At 59.8% G+C, this 15,047-nt stretch carries 16 protein-coding genes; 5 read left to right on the plus strand and 11 right to left on the minus strand.

Features of this window, described 5'->3' with window-relative positions; translation table 11 throughout:
* Positions 1-19: 19 nt before the first annotated feature.
* The 3 genes from ARCT_RS0113825 to prfA form a co-directional block, all read right to left on the minus strand.
* Positions 20-802: a DUF4167 domain-containing protein gene (locus ARCT_RS0113825; protein ID WP_027240613.1), complete on the minus strand. Its 783-nt coding sequence runs from the start codon at positions 800-802 to the stop codon at positions 20-22.
* A gap of 224 nt (positions 803-1,026) precedes the next feature.
* On the minus strand, positions 1,027-1,890 hold the full coding sequence (gene prmC, locus ARCT_RS0113830; RefSeq protein ID WP_027240614.1) for a peptide chain release factor N(5)-glutamine methyltransferase: 864 nt from the start codon (positions 1,888-1,890) through the stop codon (positions 1,027-1,029).
* A gap of 19 nt (positions 1,891-1,909) precedes the next feature.
* Positions 1,910-2,965: a peptide chain release factor 1 gene (prfA, locus tag ARCT_RS0113835; RefSeq protein ID WP_027240615.1), complete on the minus strand. Its 1,056-nt coding sequence runs from the start codon at positions 2,963-2,965 to the stop codon at positions 1,910-1,912.
* A 73-nt stretch (positions 2,966-3,038) separates the two neighbouring features.
* Here prfA and ARCT_RS0113840 point away from each other — a divergent pair, with 73 nt between their 5' ends.
* On the plus strand, positions 3,039-3,359 hold the full coding sequence (locus tag ARCT_RS0113840) for a hypothetical protein (protein WP_027240616.1): 321 nt from the start codon (positions 3,039-3,041) through the stop codon (positions 3,357-3,359).
* 69 nt (positions 3,360-3,428) lie between these two features.
* Here the strand turns inward: ARCT_RS0113840 and ARCT_RS0113845 are convergent, their stop codons facing one another.
* From ARCT_RS0113845 to ARCT_RS0113860, 4 genes are all read right to left on the minus strand, one after another.
* Entirely contained in the window at positions 3,429-3,851 is a 423-nt protein-coding gene (locus tag ARCT_RS0113845) for a DUF1499 domain-containing protein (RefSeq protein WP_027240617.1), read from the minus strand.
* Between the two features lie 61 nt (positions 3,852-3,912).
* Positions 3,913-4,860: an agmatinase gene (gene speB / locus ARCT_RS0113850; RefSeq protein WP_027240618.1), complete on the minus strand. Its 948-nt coding sequence runs from the start codon at positions 4,858-4,860 to the stop codon at positions 3,913-3,915.
* On the minus strand, positions 4,853-5,821 hold the full coding sequence (gene speB / locus ARCT_RS0113855) for an agmatinase (RefSeq protein ID WP_027240619.1): 969 nt from the start codon (positions 5,819-5,821) through the stop codon (positions 4,853-4,855). The genes speB (ARCT_RS0113850) and speB (ARCT_RS0113855) overlap by 8 nt, the downstream gene beginning before the upstream one ends.
* 145 nt (positions 5,822-5,966) lie before the next feature.
* Entirely contained in the window at positions 5,967-7,142 is a 1,176-nt protein-coding gene (locus ARCT_RS0113860; RefSeq protein WP_027240620.1) for a M20 aminoacylase family protein, read from the minus strand.
* 63 nt (positions 7,143-7,205) lie between these two features.
* Between ARCT_RS0113860 and mazG the strand changes: the two genes are divergently transcribed.
* The 3 genes from mazG to ARCT_RS0113875 all read left to right on the plus strand — a co-directional run bounded on the left by mazG (position 7,206) and on the right by ARCT_RS0113875 (position 9,554).
* The gene (gene mazG, locus ARCT_RS0113865; RefSeq protein WP_084300869.1) at positions 7,206-8,051 is read left to right on the plus strand and encodes a nucleoside triphosphate pyrophosphohydrolase; all 846 of its coding nucleotides are present in this window, start codon (positions 7,206-7,208) and stop codon (positions 8,049-8,051) included.
* A 115-nt stretch (positions 8,052-8,166) separates the two neighbouring features.
* Entirely contained in the window at positions 8,167-9,108 is a 942-nt protein-coding gene (locus ARCT_RS0113870; protein WP_027240622.1) for a nucleoside hydrolase, read from the plus strand.
* Entirely contained in the window at positions 9,105-9,554 is a 450-nt protein-coding gene (locus ARCT_RS0113875; RefSeq protein ID WP_027240623.1) for a GNAT family N-acetyltransferase, read from the plus strand. The genes ARCT_RS0113870 and ARCT_RS0113875 overlap by 4 nt, the downstream gene beginning before the upstream one ends.
* A 17-nt stretch (positions 9,555-9,571) precedes the next feature.
* On the opposite strand, the gene ARCT_RS0113880 is transcribed toward ARCT_RS0113875, so the two are convergent.
* The 4 genes from ARCT_RS0113880 to ARCT_RS0113895 all read right to left on the minus strand — a co-directional run bounded on the left by ARCT_RS0113880 (position 9,572) and on the right by ARCT_RS0113895 (position 13,221).
* The gene (locus tag ARCT_RS0113880) at positions 9,572-10,087 is read right to left on the minus strand and encodes a carboxymuconolactone decarboxylase family protein (protein ID WP_027240624.1); all 516 of its coding nucleotides are present in this window, start codon (positions 10,085-10,087) and stop codon (positions 9,572-9,574) included.
* A 98-nt stretch (positions 10,088-10,185) separates the two neighbouring features.
* Positions 10,186-11,460, minus strand: a complete 1,275-nt coding sequence (gene eno, locus ARCT_RS0113885; RefSeq protein WP_027240625.1) for a phosphopyruvate hydratase — start codon at positions 11,458-11,460, stop codon at positions 10,186-10,188.
* 175 nt (positions 11,461-11,635) lie between these two features.
* Positions 11,636-12,568, minus strand: a complete 933-nt coding sequence (locus ARCT_RS0113890; RefSeq protein ID WP_027240626.1) for a DMT family transporter — start codon at positions 12,566-12,568, stop codon at positions 11,636-11,638.
* Positions 12,569-12,801: 233 nt separating this feature from the next.
* The gene (locus ARCT_RS0113895; protein ID WP_027240627.1) at positions 12,802-13,221 is read right to left on the minus strand and encodes a Fur family transcriptional regulator; all 420 of its coding nucleotides are present in this window, start codon (positions 13,219-13,221) and stop codon (positions 12,802-12,804) included.
* Between the two features lie 361 nt (positions 13,222-13,582).
* Between ARCT_RS0113895 and ARCT_RS0113905 the strand changes: the two genes are divergently transcribed.
* Positions 13,583-14,914 carry a DEAD/DEAH box helicase gene (locus ARCT_RS0113905; RefSeq protein WP_027240628.1) on the plus strand — a complete coding sequence of 444 codons (1,332 nt, stop codon included), beginning with the start codon at positions 13,583-13,585 and terminating at the stop codon, positions 14,912-14,914.
* Positions 14,915-15,047 lie beyond the last annotated feature (133 nt).

A 15,047-nucleotide genomic window follows, 5' to 3' on the forward strand; every position in this document is an offset into this window, starting at 1 on the left:
TTCTGTTCCATAGCCGGAATTATTCGGCCACCTCTGGCGCATCCTCGGGCTTTGGTTTGGGCTTTCGCGGCCGGGGCGCCCGCTTGGGCTTGGGGTCCTGGGCCACCTCTGCCGCAGCAGGGGCCTCGCCTTCGGCGGCAGGGGTCGGCGCAGCATCGGCGTCAGGTTTCGCCTCCACGGGTTTGCGTCCGCGCGGCTTGCGGGCCGCTGGTTTTTTCGGCGCGGCAGCGGGTTCTTGCCCGTTGCTTTCCGGTGTGTCCACCAGGCCGCTGTCCTGGGCGTCATCACTGACCACATCGCGGGGGTCAAGCACCTCTGGCTGCGGCGCGCTGGCCGGATCCTGGCGAGGGGGTGCAGGCCTTGCTGCTACATCGCCCTGGTTCTCAGCGCTGGACTGACCATGTTGAGACTGCTGCCGCCCAGTATGAGGTTGCGCCCCTTGATTGGCGGTTGCTTCCCGCTCCTGACGCTCAAGCCGTTCAGCCCGTTCGCGGTCACGATCAGCCTGACGCTCGCGGTTCTGGCGTTCCTGATCTTCCCGACGGGCATCAATTTCGCGCTGCGCTTCATTCAAAAGCCGCAGGTAATGCTCCGCATGCTGCTGAAAATTCTCGGCAGCAACCCGGTCATTGCTGAGTTGTGCGTCCCGTGTCAGCTGGTTGTATTTATCAATGATCTGCTGCGGAGTCCCGCGCACCTTGCCCTCTGGGCCGGAGCTGTCGAAGACGCGATTTACAACATTAACCCCATTGGGGCGATTTCGGTTCGACTTCGAACGCGAACGTGATTTTGACGATCTCATATGCCTAACGTAAGCCTTAATTTCATGGGTCAAGGATCTAATTCAGCGCATCATTGCGCCGGATGATCGACTATTTTGGGCTTGGTGTCGCTGGGAGGTAGAACAACCTCGCCGTTTTAAGCGACACTTTGAGTAACCACTTTATATGCCCCCAGACAAGGGGCGCGCCTCATATTTCGCGAAGTTTCTTTCAAAAAGACAAATTTTCGCCGAAAAAAGGCCGATCAGGCTCCGTTTTGGGCCCCGTTTCGGGCAAAGACAACCCGGTCGCGCCCGTCGAGATCCGGCAGGATTGCGATATCCGTCAACCCGGCCTGGTGCAGCATGGCAGCGACGTCCTGCCCCTGTGTGGGGCCAATTTCCAGACACAGCCGCCCCCCGGGGCGCAGATGTGCCCCCACACCAGCGGCAATCGCGCGATACGCCGCCAATCCGTCGCCACCATCCGTCAGGGCAAGGTCTGGCTCGTGCTCGCGCACCTCTGGCGACAGATCCGCCATCTCCTGCAGCGCGATATAGGGCGGGTTCGAGACAATCAGGTCAAAGCTGCCACTGACCGTGGAAAACCAATCCGATTGCTGGATCTCTGTGCGGGCCTCAACCCGGTGCAAAACTGCATTGGCGCTGGCTTGCAGGCAGGCGGCCTCGCTCAGATCCACTCCCAGCCCCGAGGCCAGAGGCATCTCTGCCAGCAGCGTCACCAGAATACAGCCAGAGCCAAGCCCCAGATCCAGCACCCGTTCAAAAGGTTCCGCCAGGGCGACCTCGATCAGGGTTTCGGTTTCCGGGCGCGGGTCCAGTACATCCTTTGAAACCTTGAACCTCCGGCCATAGAACTCCCGCTCGCCAAGCAAATGCGACACCGGCACCCGGATCGCGCGCAGTGCAATCAGCTGCTCGTAGCGCTCTGCCACATCGGGATCGAGATCCTCCGGGGCAATCAGCGTCACCCGGCTTGCCTCGATCCGGGCGGCATGGGCCAGCAGAATGCGCGCATCTCGGGCGGGGTCATCCACCCCGGCGGCGCGCAGCCGGGCGGCGGCAGCGGCCATGGCGCGCGCCGCTGTCATGGCCTGAGCGGCAGTCATGGCGCGTCCCTGCTCATTCTCATTGCCCCATTTCAGCCAGCAGCCGCGCCTGATTGTCAGCCGTTAGCGCATCTATGATTTCATCCAGGTCACCCTGCAGGATTTGATCCAGCTTATAAAGCGTCAGGTTGATGCGATGGTCAGACATACGTCCCTGTGGGAAATTATAGGTGCGGATCCGTTCCGAGCGATCCCCTGAGCCCACCTGGCTGGCACGATCCGCAGAGCGTTCCCCATCAATGCGCTGACGTTCCAGATCATAAAGCCGTGCACGCAGAACCTGCATGGCAATCTCGCGGTTGCGGTGTTGTGATTTCTCGGCGCTGACCACCATGACCCCGGTGGGAATATGGGTGATACGCACGGCGGAATCGGTGGTGTTGACGTGCTGTCCACCGGCACCAGAAGCCCGCATGGTATCAATGCGGATATCACCGGGATCAATTTGCACATCGACTTCCTGCGCTTCCGGCAGCACCGCCACGGTCGCCGCAGAGGTGTGGATGCGGCCACCGCTTTCGGTCACCGGGACCCGTTGCACCCGGTGCACTCCGCTTTCATATTTCATCCGCGCAAAGACGTTCTCGCCCTTGATATGGGCAACAACCTCTTTGATGCCGCCCAGCTCGGTGGCCTGTTCTTCGATGATCTCGAATTTCCAGCCGCGCGCCTCGGCGTAGCGCTGGTACATGCGCAGCAGATCGCCAGCAAATAGCGCCGCCTCATCGCCGCCGGTACCGGGGCGGATTTCCAGCATGGCCGGGCGCGCATCTGCAGCATCTTTGGGCAGGAGCGCCAGCTGCAAGGCCTCTTCGGCGGCGGGCAGAGCCGCCTTGAGCTGCGGAATTTCTTCCGCCGCCAACTCCTTCATATCCGGATCCGACAACATGGCTTCAGCATCGCCCAGATCGGTGAGCAACTGCCGATAGGCGGTAATTTGTTCAGCAACCGGTTTGATCTCGGAATACTCGCGCGCCAGATCTGCGATCTCAGCGCCGCTGACACCCTCTGCCATTGCGGCTTCAAGATATTGAAACCGTTGCAGGATCTGTTCTAGCCGCTCTTCGGGGATCATCCGTGCCTCATTTACTTTTGGGGTATCATCCTGCCACTTTGGCAGCCTGTTGTTTCTGTGATATGCTAGCTCCATGCAACATGCCAGAGTCCTTATCACATTCGCACTGATCCTGTCGGCAGGCCCTACGTTGGCGGATGTCATTGGCCCGGGTGGCAAGGTGATCGACTGTTACTGCACTGACAAAAGTGGCGCACGGGTCGATCTGGGTGAAATTCGCTGCCTGGATGTCGACGGGCGACAGTTTCTGGCCCAGTGCCAAATGTCGCTCAACGTGCCGATGTGGCGGGAAGTGCAGGCCAATTGCCTGTCAGCCGAACTGCAAGCCCCCGACTCGCAAAAGCCTGACCATGCGCCCTATTCCGTTGCCCAGGCGGACCTGCCTGATCTCTAAACTCCCGGACTATATCGGTCTCACTGCGGCCTCTTGTTGGATGGCGCAAAGCGTCACGTTCTGGCCGCTCTAGTCCTGGGACCGGGACATCAACGACAACCACCCGTCAATGCGCGACTTGTTGACGCCAAGGTCAGAGCGGCCAAACCGCAGCCGGGCGTAGACCTTGAGCAAGTCACCATCCTGACGGGCGGTGGTGTAGTCGGGGAAGCCAATGACCTTGGTGCGGGTCACATAGGTGGCCATGCCCTCCTCGACGGATCCGGCCAGAAGTTTTGTTCGTGGTGCAGCACTGGCGATCCGGTCAAAATGCTGCAGCCCTTCAGGACCAGTGCGCACGACTTTAAACACACCGCCGCGAAACTCTTTGTCCTCAGAGAGTTCCGGCTGGGTGTTCCAATCAAAGGGATCAACCGGCGCCAATCTGATAAAGCCAACAACAACAACCGCTGCCGCCAGCAGAACCCAAATCAGCATCATAATCTTCCCCATCGTGGCCCTGCCCTCTCCTTGGTACCCACAGCCCCCAATCGGGAGGCCGCCATAGAGGAGCTTAACGTGACTTCACGCCAGGAAGAACGCACATCATCTCATAAAGCAAATTAGCCGCAGTCAGGGCGGTATTGCCGGTGGTGTCATAGGGAGGCGAAACCTCCACCAGATCACAGCCAACGATATTGAGCCCTTTCAGGGACCGGATCAGCTCTAGCGCCTGCGGTGTGGTCAAGCCGCCGATTTCTGGCGTGCCGGTGCCAGGCGCATAGGCCGGGTCCAGACTGTCGATATCAAAGGTAATATAAACCGGACGTGTGCCAATATCGCGACGGATCTCGGCCCCCATATTGTGCAGCGGCCGCCCCCAAAGCTCCTGAGCGGGGAACTGTTGAAAGCCCCAGCCCTGCGCCTCGGTGAAGTCATCGGCGCCATAGCCAGTGCCACGGATACCAATCTGATAGGTCTTGTCTGCGACGATCAGCCCTTCCTCATAGGCGCGGCGAAACACCGTGCCGTGGGTTTCTCGTTCGCCAAACATGTCATCATTCACATCCGCATGGGCATCCACATGGACCAGCGCGACAGGGCCAAATTTTGCTGCAATCGCCCGCAGGATCGGCAGGGTGATCGAATGATCGCCCCCCATCGCCATCGGGATCACACTGCCGGACAGGATCGCCTGATAGCTTTCCTCGATGATGCGCAGCGATTCTTTCAAGGAAAACGTATTGATCGCCAGATCGCCAATATCGCCCGCATTCAGACTGTCAAAAGGCGCCGCTCCCGTGGCCATGTTATAGGGACGCAGCATGGCGCTCTCGCTGCGGATTTGTTTAGGACCAAAGCGGGTGCCTGACCGCCAGGACGTTCCGATATCCATCGGCACCCCCAGAAAGGCCACATCCAAACCTTCGAGCGAGGTTGCCTGCGGCAGGCGCATAAAGGTGCTTGGCCCGGAAAACCGCGCCAGATCATTGCCACTAATCGGTTGATTGAACTCAGCCATTTTCTCTCATATTCCAGCCCAGAAGGCAGATAATTTCCATTGCAACATGGGCCCCGGCAATTGCAGTCGCCCCTGTGGTGTCAAACGGAGGCGAGACCTCCACCACGTCACCGCCTTTGATATTGATCCCGGCGATCTCGCGCAAGATGCGAGCAGCCTGCGCAGAGGTAAGCCCGCCCCAGACAGGGGTGCCTGTGCCCGGTGCATAGGCCGGATCCAATCCGTCGATATCAAAGCTGAGGTAGCAGGGACGATCCCCGAGGATCTTTTTGATCCGGGCGGCGGTTTCAACCGGGCCAATTTCATGCACAGTTGCCGCATCAATGATATTGACCCCCAAACTGTCCTCATTGGTGGTGCGAATCCCCACCTGAACCGAAGTCGCCGGGTCAACAATGCCCGACTTCACCGCCTTGTAGAACATGGTGCCATGATCGACGCGGGTAAAATCATCATCCGGCCAGGTGTCGGTATGGGCATCAAACTGCAGCAACGAGATGGGCCCGTATTTCTCGGCATAGGCCTTGAGGATCGGAAAACTGATATAGTGATCCCCTCCCAGCGTCACCGAGGCCGTATCGGTCGCAAGAATGCCGCGCATGTGATCGCGCAGCACATCCGGGAAAGCCGCGACATTGGCGTAGTCAAAGGCCAGATCGCCGTAGTCGACAATGGCCAGTTCACTCAGCGGATCATAGCCCCAGCCATAGGGGGCATCCGGGCTTTGCAACTCCGAAGCCTCGCGGATCGCCCGTGGACCCAAACGCGTACCCGGACGATTGGTAACCGCCTGATCAAAAGGCACACCGGTCACAGCAATATCGGCGAGGCTCAGGTCTTTGCTATAGCGACGGCGCGCAAAAGACAGCGCGCCGCCAAAGGTATTCTCAAAGCTGAGTCCGGTCAGATCCTTGCGCGTAAAGGCCTGATCTACCTGTGTTTTTGCGTCGTTCAGTGCCACTCTATCCTACCCCTGTGCAACTCCCCGCCCCGGCAGGGCCAACCAGGCGCAAACCAGGCAGCACGCAGAACGGTGAAAATTTGATCATATCACAGAGACGGAATAGCCATTTTCAGAGCGCCTGTCACCTTCGCTCGCGCCAAACTTATCCTAAGGGCTGCGCCCGCTCCACCAGACGCGCAAAGAAGGAGGCGCCAATTGGGGCGATATCGTCGTTGAAATTGTACTTTGGGTGATGCAGGCCTGCGCCATCCCCCTGGCCCAGGAAAAGATAGGCACCCGGGCGCGCGTTCAACATATAAGAGAAATCCTCAGCCCCCATTTCGCGCCCGCCATCGGCCTCGACATTTTCTGGCCCTGACACCTCGCCAGCAACCTCAACTGCGAATCCGGCCTTAGCGGCATCATTGATGGTCGCCGGATAGCCAATCTCATAGTTCAACTCCGCCGTCACACCATAGCTCGCGGCTTGCCCCGCAACGATCTCCTCCATGCGGCGCATGACCATGGCCTGCACCTGCGGGTTGAAGGTCCGCACCGTGCCATTGATATAGGCCGTATCCGGGATCACATTGTCCACGGTTCCGGTGTGGATTTGCGTGACCGAGACCACCAGATCTTCAAGCGTGTGATGATTGCGGCTGATGATGGTTTGCAGGGCCTGGGCAATACCACAGGCTGCCATCACCGGATCGCGGGTCTCATGTGGCATGGCACCATGCCCGCCAAGCCCCTGAATATGAATATGAAACGTATCCACAGCCGCCATCAGCGCACCCGGCGTGGTCACAAAGGTGCCCTCTGGCAATCCCGGTGCATTGTGCAATGCATAGACTTCGCCGATATCAAAGCGCTCCATGATGCCCTCTTCGACCATGATCCGGGCACCGCCAATGGCCTCTTCTGCGGGCTGAAAGATCAGCGCCACCCGGCCAGAGAAATTGCGCGTCTCCGCCAGGTATTTGGCCGCCCCCAGCAGCATGGTTGTATGGCCGTCATGGCCACAGGCATGCATATTGCCCGCATGCTGCGAGGCATAGTCAACGCCGGTTTCTTCCGGGATCGGCAGCGCGTCCATATCGGCGCGCAGCCCAATTGTTGGCCCCTGCCCCGCCGCGTTGCCCTGGCCATTGATGATGGCCACCATGCCAGAGGTGGCAATGCCTTCGTGCAGCTCATCCACGCCAATCTCGCGCAGGCGCTCCGCCACATAGGCGGCTGTCTTGGGCAGAGCCAAAGCCAATTCAGGGATTTGATGCAGATGCTGACGCCAGGTCTTCATCTCGGGGGCAAAATCAGCAATGCGGTTCACGACGGCCATGGGGTGGACTCCTGTGCAAGGATCGGGATTGATGCATCTGACACAGGAACAAGAGAGGCTGCAATGCCCGAAACACCGCCACTACCACCTTTTGACATGACACTGATTCAAGACAAAACCGCAGGAATTGAACGGCTTGTTGCGATCATGCAGGCCCTGCGCGATCCCAGCCACGGCTGCCCATGGGATCTGGAGCAGGATTTTGCCTCCATCGCGCCCTATACCATCGAAGAAGCCTACGAGGTCGCCGACGCGATTGAGCGCCAGGCCTGGGATGAGCTGAAGGGCGAGCTGGGGGATCTTTTGTTCCAGTCCGTCTTTCACGCCCAAATGGCAACGGAGGCCGGGCATTTCAGCTTCCAGGATGTGGTCACCACCATGTCCAACAAGATGGTCTCGCGGCATCCCCATGTCTTTGGCGATGAGTCCCGTGACAAAAGCGCCGACCAACAAACCGCCGATTGGGAAGCCATCAAGGCAGCCGAACGGGCGGGCAAGCAGGAAACCGGCACATTGGACGGCGTCGCCGTGGGGCTTCCCGCCTTGCTGCGGGCTTACAAGTTGCAAAAGCGCGCCGCCCGCGTTGGCTTTGACTGGCCCGTCATTGACGAGGTCATTGCCAAAATCGCCGAGGAAAGCGCCGAGCTGGCCGAGGCCCGTGCCACGCTGACCCAGCTGCAGGTCGAAGAAGAATATGGCGATCTGATGTTTGTCATGACCAACCTTGGCCGCCATCTAGGTGTTGAACCCGAAGCAGCCCTGCGCAAGGCCAATGCCAAATTCATCCGCCGCTTTGAAGGCGTCGAGGCCAAGCTGGCCCAACTGGGCAAACGCCCCGAAGACAGCGACCTGGCGGAAATGGATGCGCTTTGGGACGCGGTAAAGGCCGAGGAACCAAACCCCAACTGACCGCCGTTGCCTCTTTCCAAGAAAATTCAAAATTCCGCCCCGTCCCCTCTCGACAGGTTGCTGGACATTTGTGATGCCCGCTGCGACCCTCACCTTTTGTCACAGGATCCCTCGCATGACCGCCCGCAAAGTAATAATCGACACCGACCCCGGTCAGGATGATGCCGTCGCACTGCTGCTGGCGCTGGCCAGCCCTGATGACATCGAGGTCCTGGGCATTACCTGTGTGGCCGGTAATGTGCCGCTGCCGCTGACCCATAAAAACGCCCGCATCATCTGCGAGGTGGCAGGCCGCTCCGATGTTCCGGTCTTTGCCGGTCGCGCGGCCCCCCTGTCGCGCCCCCTGGTCACCGCCGAAGAGGTACATGGCAAAACGGGGCTGGACGGCCCGGAGCTGTTTGAGCCAACACTGCCGCTGCAGGATCAGAATGGCGTGGATTTCATCATCGACACCCTGCGGCGTGAACCGGCTGGCACGGTGACGCTCTGCCCGCTGGGGCCGCTCAGCAATATTGCCGCCGCCTTTCAGGCGGCGCCGGATATCGTGGATCGGGTGCAGGAGGTGGTGCTGATGGGCGGCGCCTATTTTGAAGTCGGCAATGTCACCCCCGCGGCTGAGTTTAACATCTACGTCGACCCGGAAGCCGCTGACATCGTGCTGAAATCCGGCATTCAAATCACCATGATGCCGCTGGATGTCACTCATAAGGCCCTGACCACCCGCCCCCGTATCGAGGCGCTGCGGGCACTGGGTAATCGCGCCGGGTCTTTCACCGCTGAGATGCTCGATTTCTTTGAGCGGTTCGACATGGAGAAATATGGCTCAGAGGGTGGCCCGCTGCACGACCCCTGCGTGATTGCCTATCTGATCCAGCCCGCGCTATTTTCGGGCCGCCAGATCAACGTCGAGATTGAAACCCAGTCCGACCTTACCCTTGGCATGACTGTTGCCGACTGGTGGGGTGTCACCGCGCGCGCGCCCAATGCGCTCTTCATCGGTGATCTGGACGCCGAGGGGTTCTTTACCCTCATCACTGACCGTCTGGCCCGCTTGTGAGCGCCGCCCTGCATCTGGCCCGCCCCGAGCATCTGGAAAAGCTGCTCACCCTGGTGGAGGCCTTCCATATCGAAGAAGGCCTCGACACCAGCCCAGAGCAGCGCCGCGCCGGGATTGAACCGCTGCTGGAAGGCATTCCCTATGGTGCCGTCTATATCATCGGCCCCACCCGTGCCCCCATTGGCTATATCGTGGTCACCTTTGGCTGGTCGGTGGAATTTGGCGGCATGGATGGGTTTGTCGATGAGATCTACATCCGCCCGCCCGTGCGCGGCCGTGGTCTCGCCTCCGAGGTGCTGATAGAGCTGCCCAAGACCCTGGCCCAGGCCGGGATCAAGGCGCTGCACCTGGAGGTGGACCGGGACAATGAACAGGCCCAAAGGCTGTACCAGCGCGCCCGGTTTCATCCCCGCGACCGATATATACTGATGACAAAACTGCTCTAGGCCAGCAGCCACGCGGCCTAGTCCAGGTTGCGCATCAGCCCGATATTGCAGGCCGTGGCATAGCCCATGGCGCGTTTGATGCCGGGCAACAGGGCCGCGCCATTCATCGCGTAGCTCAGCTCAATCAATCCCTTTTCGCCAAAGGCTTTTACAATCTGCGCCCGCGCCTCAGTATCATCGGCGCGCTCGGCGGTCACGGCCTGCGACAGGGCCACCACCGCCGCAAGCTCTGGTGTCAGCTCCCCCTTGGTCAGGATCGCCTTGATCAAAGTTTTTGGCAGGCCGGCCTGCAGCGCCAGATTGATCTCTGCCTCGACGCAGGTCCCACAATCGGCGGCCAAAGCACCGGTCAACCGCGCCGCGTGATAGGCCTCTGGTGGCAGATGACGGTTCGGGTTCACAAACCCGAATATCCGGTTGTACCGCGACAAAAGACCAAAATCAGCCTCTGCGATGGCGTGGGTATAGTCCAAGGGAACATTCAGCTGCTTTTCAGCGCGCCGGATCATAAAATGGGCAATTCTACGAAGCATCAATAGGTCCTCGAAACAAGTGGGCCGAGGCATTTCTGCCCCGGCCCACTTAGGATTGCAAGTTCCAAATCCCTTTGAAACCCCGCGTTGTAAACCCTCTATTTCAGGATCGAGCGGCCTGCATATTCGGCAACTTCGCCCAGCACTTCCTCAATGCGGATCAACTGGTTGTATTTCGCCAGCCGGTCAGAGCGCGCCAGGGAACCCGTTTTGATCTGACCACAGTTGGTGGCCACGGCGAGGTCCGCAATGGTGGCGTCCTCGGTCTCGCCCGAGCGGTGGGACATCACATTGGTGAAGCCGGCGCGATGCGCCATATCCACGGCCTTCAGGGTCTCGGTCAGGGTGCCGATCTGGTTCACTTTGACCAGCATCGAATTGGCACTGCCGCGTTTGATACCTTCGGCCAGACGCGCCGGGTTGGTGACAAACAGATCGTCGCCAACCAGCTGTACCTTATTGCCGATGGCGTCGGTCAGGGCCTTCCAGCCATCCCAGTCGTCTTCGCCCATGCCATCCTCGATCGAGATGATTGGATAGTCATTCACCAGCGCCGCCAGATAGTCGACGTTTTCCTCAGAGGACAGCACCTTGCCCTCACCTGACAGGTGGTATTTGCCATCCTTGTAATACTCGGTGGCGGCGCAATCCAGCGCCAGGTAGATTTCCTCACCGGGGCGATAGCCAGCTTTTTCAATGGATTTCAGAACAAAATCAAGCGCCTCGCGGGTGGAGGCAATGTTCGGAGCAAAGCCACCTTCGTCACCGATACCGGTGGACAGGCCAGCGGCTGACAGCTCTTTCTTCAGAGTGTGGAACACCTCGGCCCCCATGCGCACGGCCTCGCGGATATTGTCCGCAGCCACAGGCATGATCATGAATTCCTGAATGTCGATGGGGTTGTCAGCGTGTTCGCCCCCATTGATGATGTTCATCATCGGTACCGGCAGCATGCGGGCAGAGGTGCCACCAACATAGCGAAACAGCGGTTGCGTGGTAAAGTCAGCGGCGGCCTTGGCCACGGCCATGGACACCCCCAGAATGGCATTGGCGCCCAGACGTGCCTTGTTTGGTGTCCCGTCCAGCTCGATCATTGCACCGTCAATCGCAACCTGCTCGGTGGCGTCAAAACCAACCAGCTCTTCGGCGATTTCACCATTGACGGCGGCAACCGCTTCCAGCACGCCCTTGCCAAGGTAGCGGTTCTTGTCGCCGTCGCGGCGTTCTACCGCTTCGTGGGCACCGGTAGAGGCCCCCGAAGGCACAGCGGCGCGGCCCATGGTGCCGTCTTCCAGAATCACATCGACCTCAACCGTGGGGTTGCCCCGGCTGTCGAGGATTTCGCGGGCGTGAATGTCGATAATTGTGCTCATTTGGACGGTCCTTGACTGCAACAAAAGATGCCTGCGTCATAGCAGCCAAGGGGCAAATGTAAACAGGTCTCGTTATCGCTAACACGGTTTATTTCACGAGGTTAGGGCTAACATATCGCTGTTTGCGCCACCGGTATCGATGCCGTTTTCGGCGCCTGCAGACTTCGGCCTCACGCTAGGGCGCGACACCAGCAGTCCCAGGCTTTGCAGAACCCCCAGCCCCCGCGCGCTGCAGCCGCGCCTGTTCACGGGCCAAACGCCGTTCCCGCACAAAGGTATAGAGGCCAGAGGCAATGATCAGCGCGGCACCACCTAGGGTCATGGCATCTGGACGCTCACCAAAGACCAGCACCCCAACCAGAATGGAGAACAACAACCTGCTGTAGCGAAACGGCGTGACCGCTGATGCATCCCCGATACGGGTTGCCGTCACGATGGCGTAATAGCCTGCGACTCCAAAGACGATCCCGCCCAGCATCATCCCTATCTGGCGACCATCCAGCCCGGTAGGCTCACCGCCGGTTGTGACCAGCAACAACCCACCGGCCACCACCACCGAGGCAAAGGCCTGAAAGCTGACAACCGCCGAAGAAACGGTGCTGTCGACCATACGGGTCAGCAAATCCCGTGCGGCAATGGCCAGAACGGCCACCAGCACCAGAATCACCGAAGGGTTAAAACCTGCCAACCCAGGGCGTACAATCATCAAGACCCCGGCAAAGCCCACACAGATCGCGCTCCATCGCCGCCAGCCGACCTGCTCGCCCAGAAACAGCGCAGCCCCCATGGTGATGACCAGCGGCAGCGCCTGAAACACCGCAGCAACCGTGGAAATATCAACCAATGACAGCGCAGTGGCAAAGGCCACGGCCCCCACGGCCTCGGACAGGGTGCGCAGGATCGCCGCGCCCCGCCAGGCTGCTGGCGCAAAAAGATTGTCGCCCCGGTACACAGCCGCAGCCGCAAAGACAGCCCCAGAGCCCAGGCCCAGCATGATCAGGATCTGTCCCACCGGAATCTCCCCCGACAGGCGCTTGATGAACATATCTTCCAGGGTAAAGGCGGCCATGGCCGCAATGATAAAGAGAATTCCGTTTAGATTGTTCACGCCAGGCCCTCCAAAAACATGCGTACTGCTATGCCTGCCGTTTGTCACCGGACCACTGCAGCACCCGGACAGGAAATGCGGATCAACCAGAGGCACCGCAAGCCAATTCACGACATGGATCACAACAGTTTGTGGGTTGGGACTTCACAAGAGTTGATAGGTTGAAGAAAAGTCATGCTCTGCCTGGTCCCGTGCCGACCTTTCTACAGAGGCAGACCTGCGCCTTCTGACGCTTAATCAGAGGGGGTATTTTTCTTCAGGGGCACGCCATAAAGCTCCAGCTTGTGACCTTTGAGCTGATAGCCCAGCTTGGCCGCGATGCGTTCCTGCAGGGCTTCGATGTCGGGATCACAAAACTCGATCACTTCGCCGGTATTGATATCAATCAGATGATCGTGGTGATCCCGGTCTGCGTCCTCGTAGCGGGCGCGGCCATCGCCAAACTCCAGCCGGTCCAGGATCCCGGCTTCCTCGAACAGTTTGACGGTGCGGTAAACCGTGGCAAGCGAAATCCCGCTGTCCAGCGCGCTGGCACGGGCATATAGCTCTTCCACATCCGGGTGGTCGGCACTGTCCTGCAAGGCACGGGCAATCACCCGGCGCTGGCCGGTCATCCGCAAGCCCTTGGCCTCACATCGAGCGATAATCGTCATCACGTTTTGCTTTCCGTCCACTGGTCTGGGTTCTCTATGTAGCCAATCAACGCGCCGACGAAAACCAAAATCCCACCAGAACTCGTCATTGACTTTATCCACAGAACACCCCATGTGAACCTCAGGCATCCTTCCCTGCCGCGTGAGCAGAGACAGCCCGGACGCGCACCATATGCGCGACAGACCCGGTGTCTAGTGAAGTGCCAAGGTTCCCAAAATCACGCGTGGGGCACTTGCAAATCCCAGCGGCCAGGCATTCGTCTGCGCCCGCTTGAGGGCTTTGCCCCACCAAAAGCCAGCGCATTTTGCGACTGGTCGACACGGTTCGTGCCATAGGCATTGAGCCGCGAAAGGACGATACGTGACTGAATTTTCGACAATGGGTCTACCCGATCTGGTTCTGGCCCGTCTGGCCGATATGGGTCTGAAGGATCCAACCCCGATCCAGGCCCGCGCCATTCCCCATGCTCTCAACGGTGAAGACGTGCTGGGTCTGGCCCAGACCGGCACCGGTAAAACAGCCGCCTTTGGCGTGCCCTTGATTGCCCGCATGCTGGACTATGGCCGCAAACCTGCCGCCCATACCGTGCGCGGTCTGGTGCTGGCGCCCACCCGCGAACTGGCCAACCAGATTGCCGCCACCCTGAAAGACCTGACCGAAGGCACCCCGATGAAAATCGGCCTGGTGGTGGGCGGTGTTTCAATCAACCCGCAGATCCAGCGCATTTCGCGCGGGACCGACATTCTGGTGGCCACCCCTGGCCGCCTGCTCGACATCCTGGACCGCAAGGCGCTGGATCTTGGCTCCTGCGATTTCCTGGTGCTGGACGAGGCCGACCAGATGCTGGACCTCGGCTTTATCCACGCCCTGCGCAAGATTTCCGCCCTGCTGCCCGAAGAGCGCCAGACCATGCTGTTCTCGGCCACCATGCCAAAACAGATGAACGAGATCGCCAATTCCTATCTCAACCGCCCCGTGCGCATCGAAGTCTCGCCTCCCGGCAAACCCGCCGCCAAGGTCACCCAATCGGTGCATTTCATCGCCAAGGCGGAAAAGCTGAGCCTGCTGAAGGAACTGCTGACCGAACATAAAGATGAGCGCACTCTGGTCTTTGGCCGGACCAAACACGGTATGGAAAAGCTGATGAAAGTGCTGGAAAAATCCGGCTTTTCCGCAGCAGCCATTCATGGCAACAAAAGCCAAGGTCAGCGCGAGCGTGCTCTGGCAGCCTTTAAATCCGGTCAGATCAAGGTTCTGGTTGCAACGGATGTTGCTGCTCGTGGTCTGGACATCCCGGATGTGAAATATGTCTACAACTACGAGCTGCCCAACGTGCCCGATGCCTATGTGCACCGGATCGGCCGGACCGCGCGTGCCGGCAAGGATGGCCAGGCCGTCGCCTTCTGCGCTCCGGATGAGATGGAAGAGCTGAAAGCAATCCAGAAGGTGATGAAAATCACCATCCCAACGGCCTCTGGCAGCCCATGGGAGCCAATTCCCGGCGCCACCCCCTCTCGTGGTGGTCGCCCCGGTGGCAAACCAGGGGGCAAACCCGGTGGCGGCAACCGTCGGCGTGGCGGCGGTGGCCGCGGTCAATCCCAGGGCGGTGGTAAACCCGCTGGTGCAGCCGGCGGATCCGGCGCGGGTGCAGGTGGTGGTGCGGGCAACAACCGACGCCGTCAGGCCCGCTAAGCCGTCGGGCCTGCTAAGTAGTGCCCCCCAGGCCCGCGCGTTGCGCGGGTCCCCCGGTCCGCAGATCGCTTACAAGGCCAATTTCACACCTCTGGCGCCCTGCTTCCGGCAGGGCGCCATTTATTTTGGCGAC

It is taken from the genome of Pseudophaeobacter arcticus DSM 23566, assembly GCF_000473205.1.
Lineage (GTDB): Bacteria > Pseudomonadota > Alphaproteobacteria > Rhodobacterales > Rhodobacteraceae > Pseudophaeobacter > Pseudophaeobacter arcticus.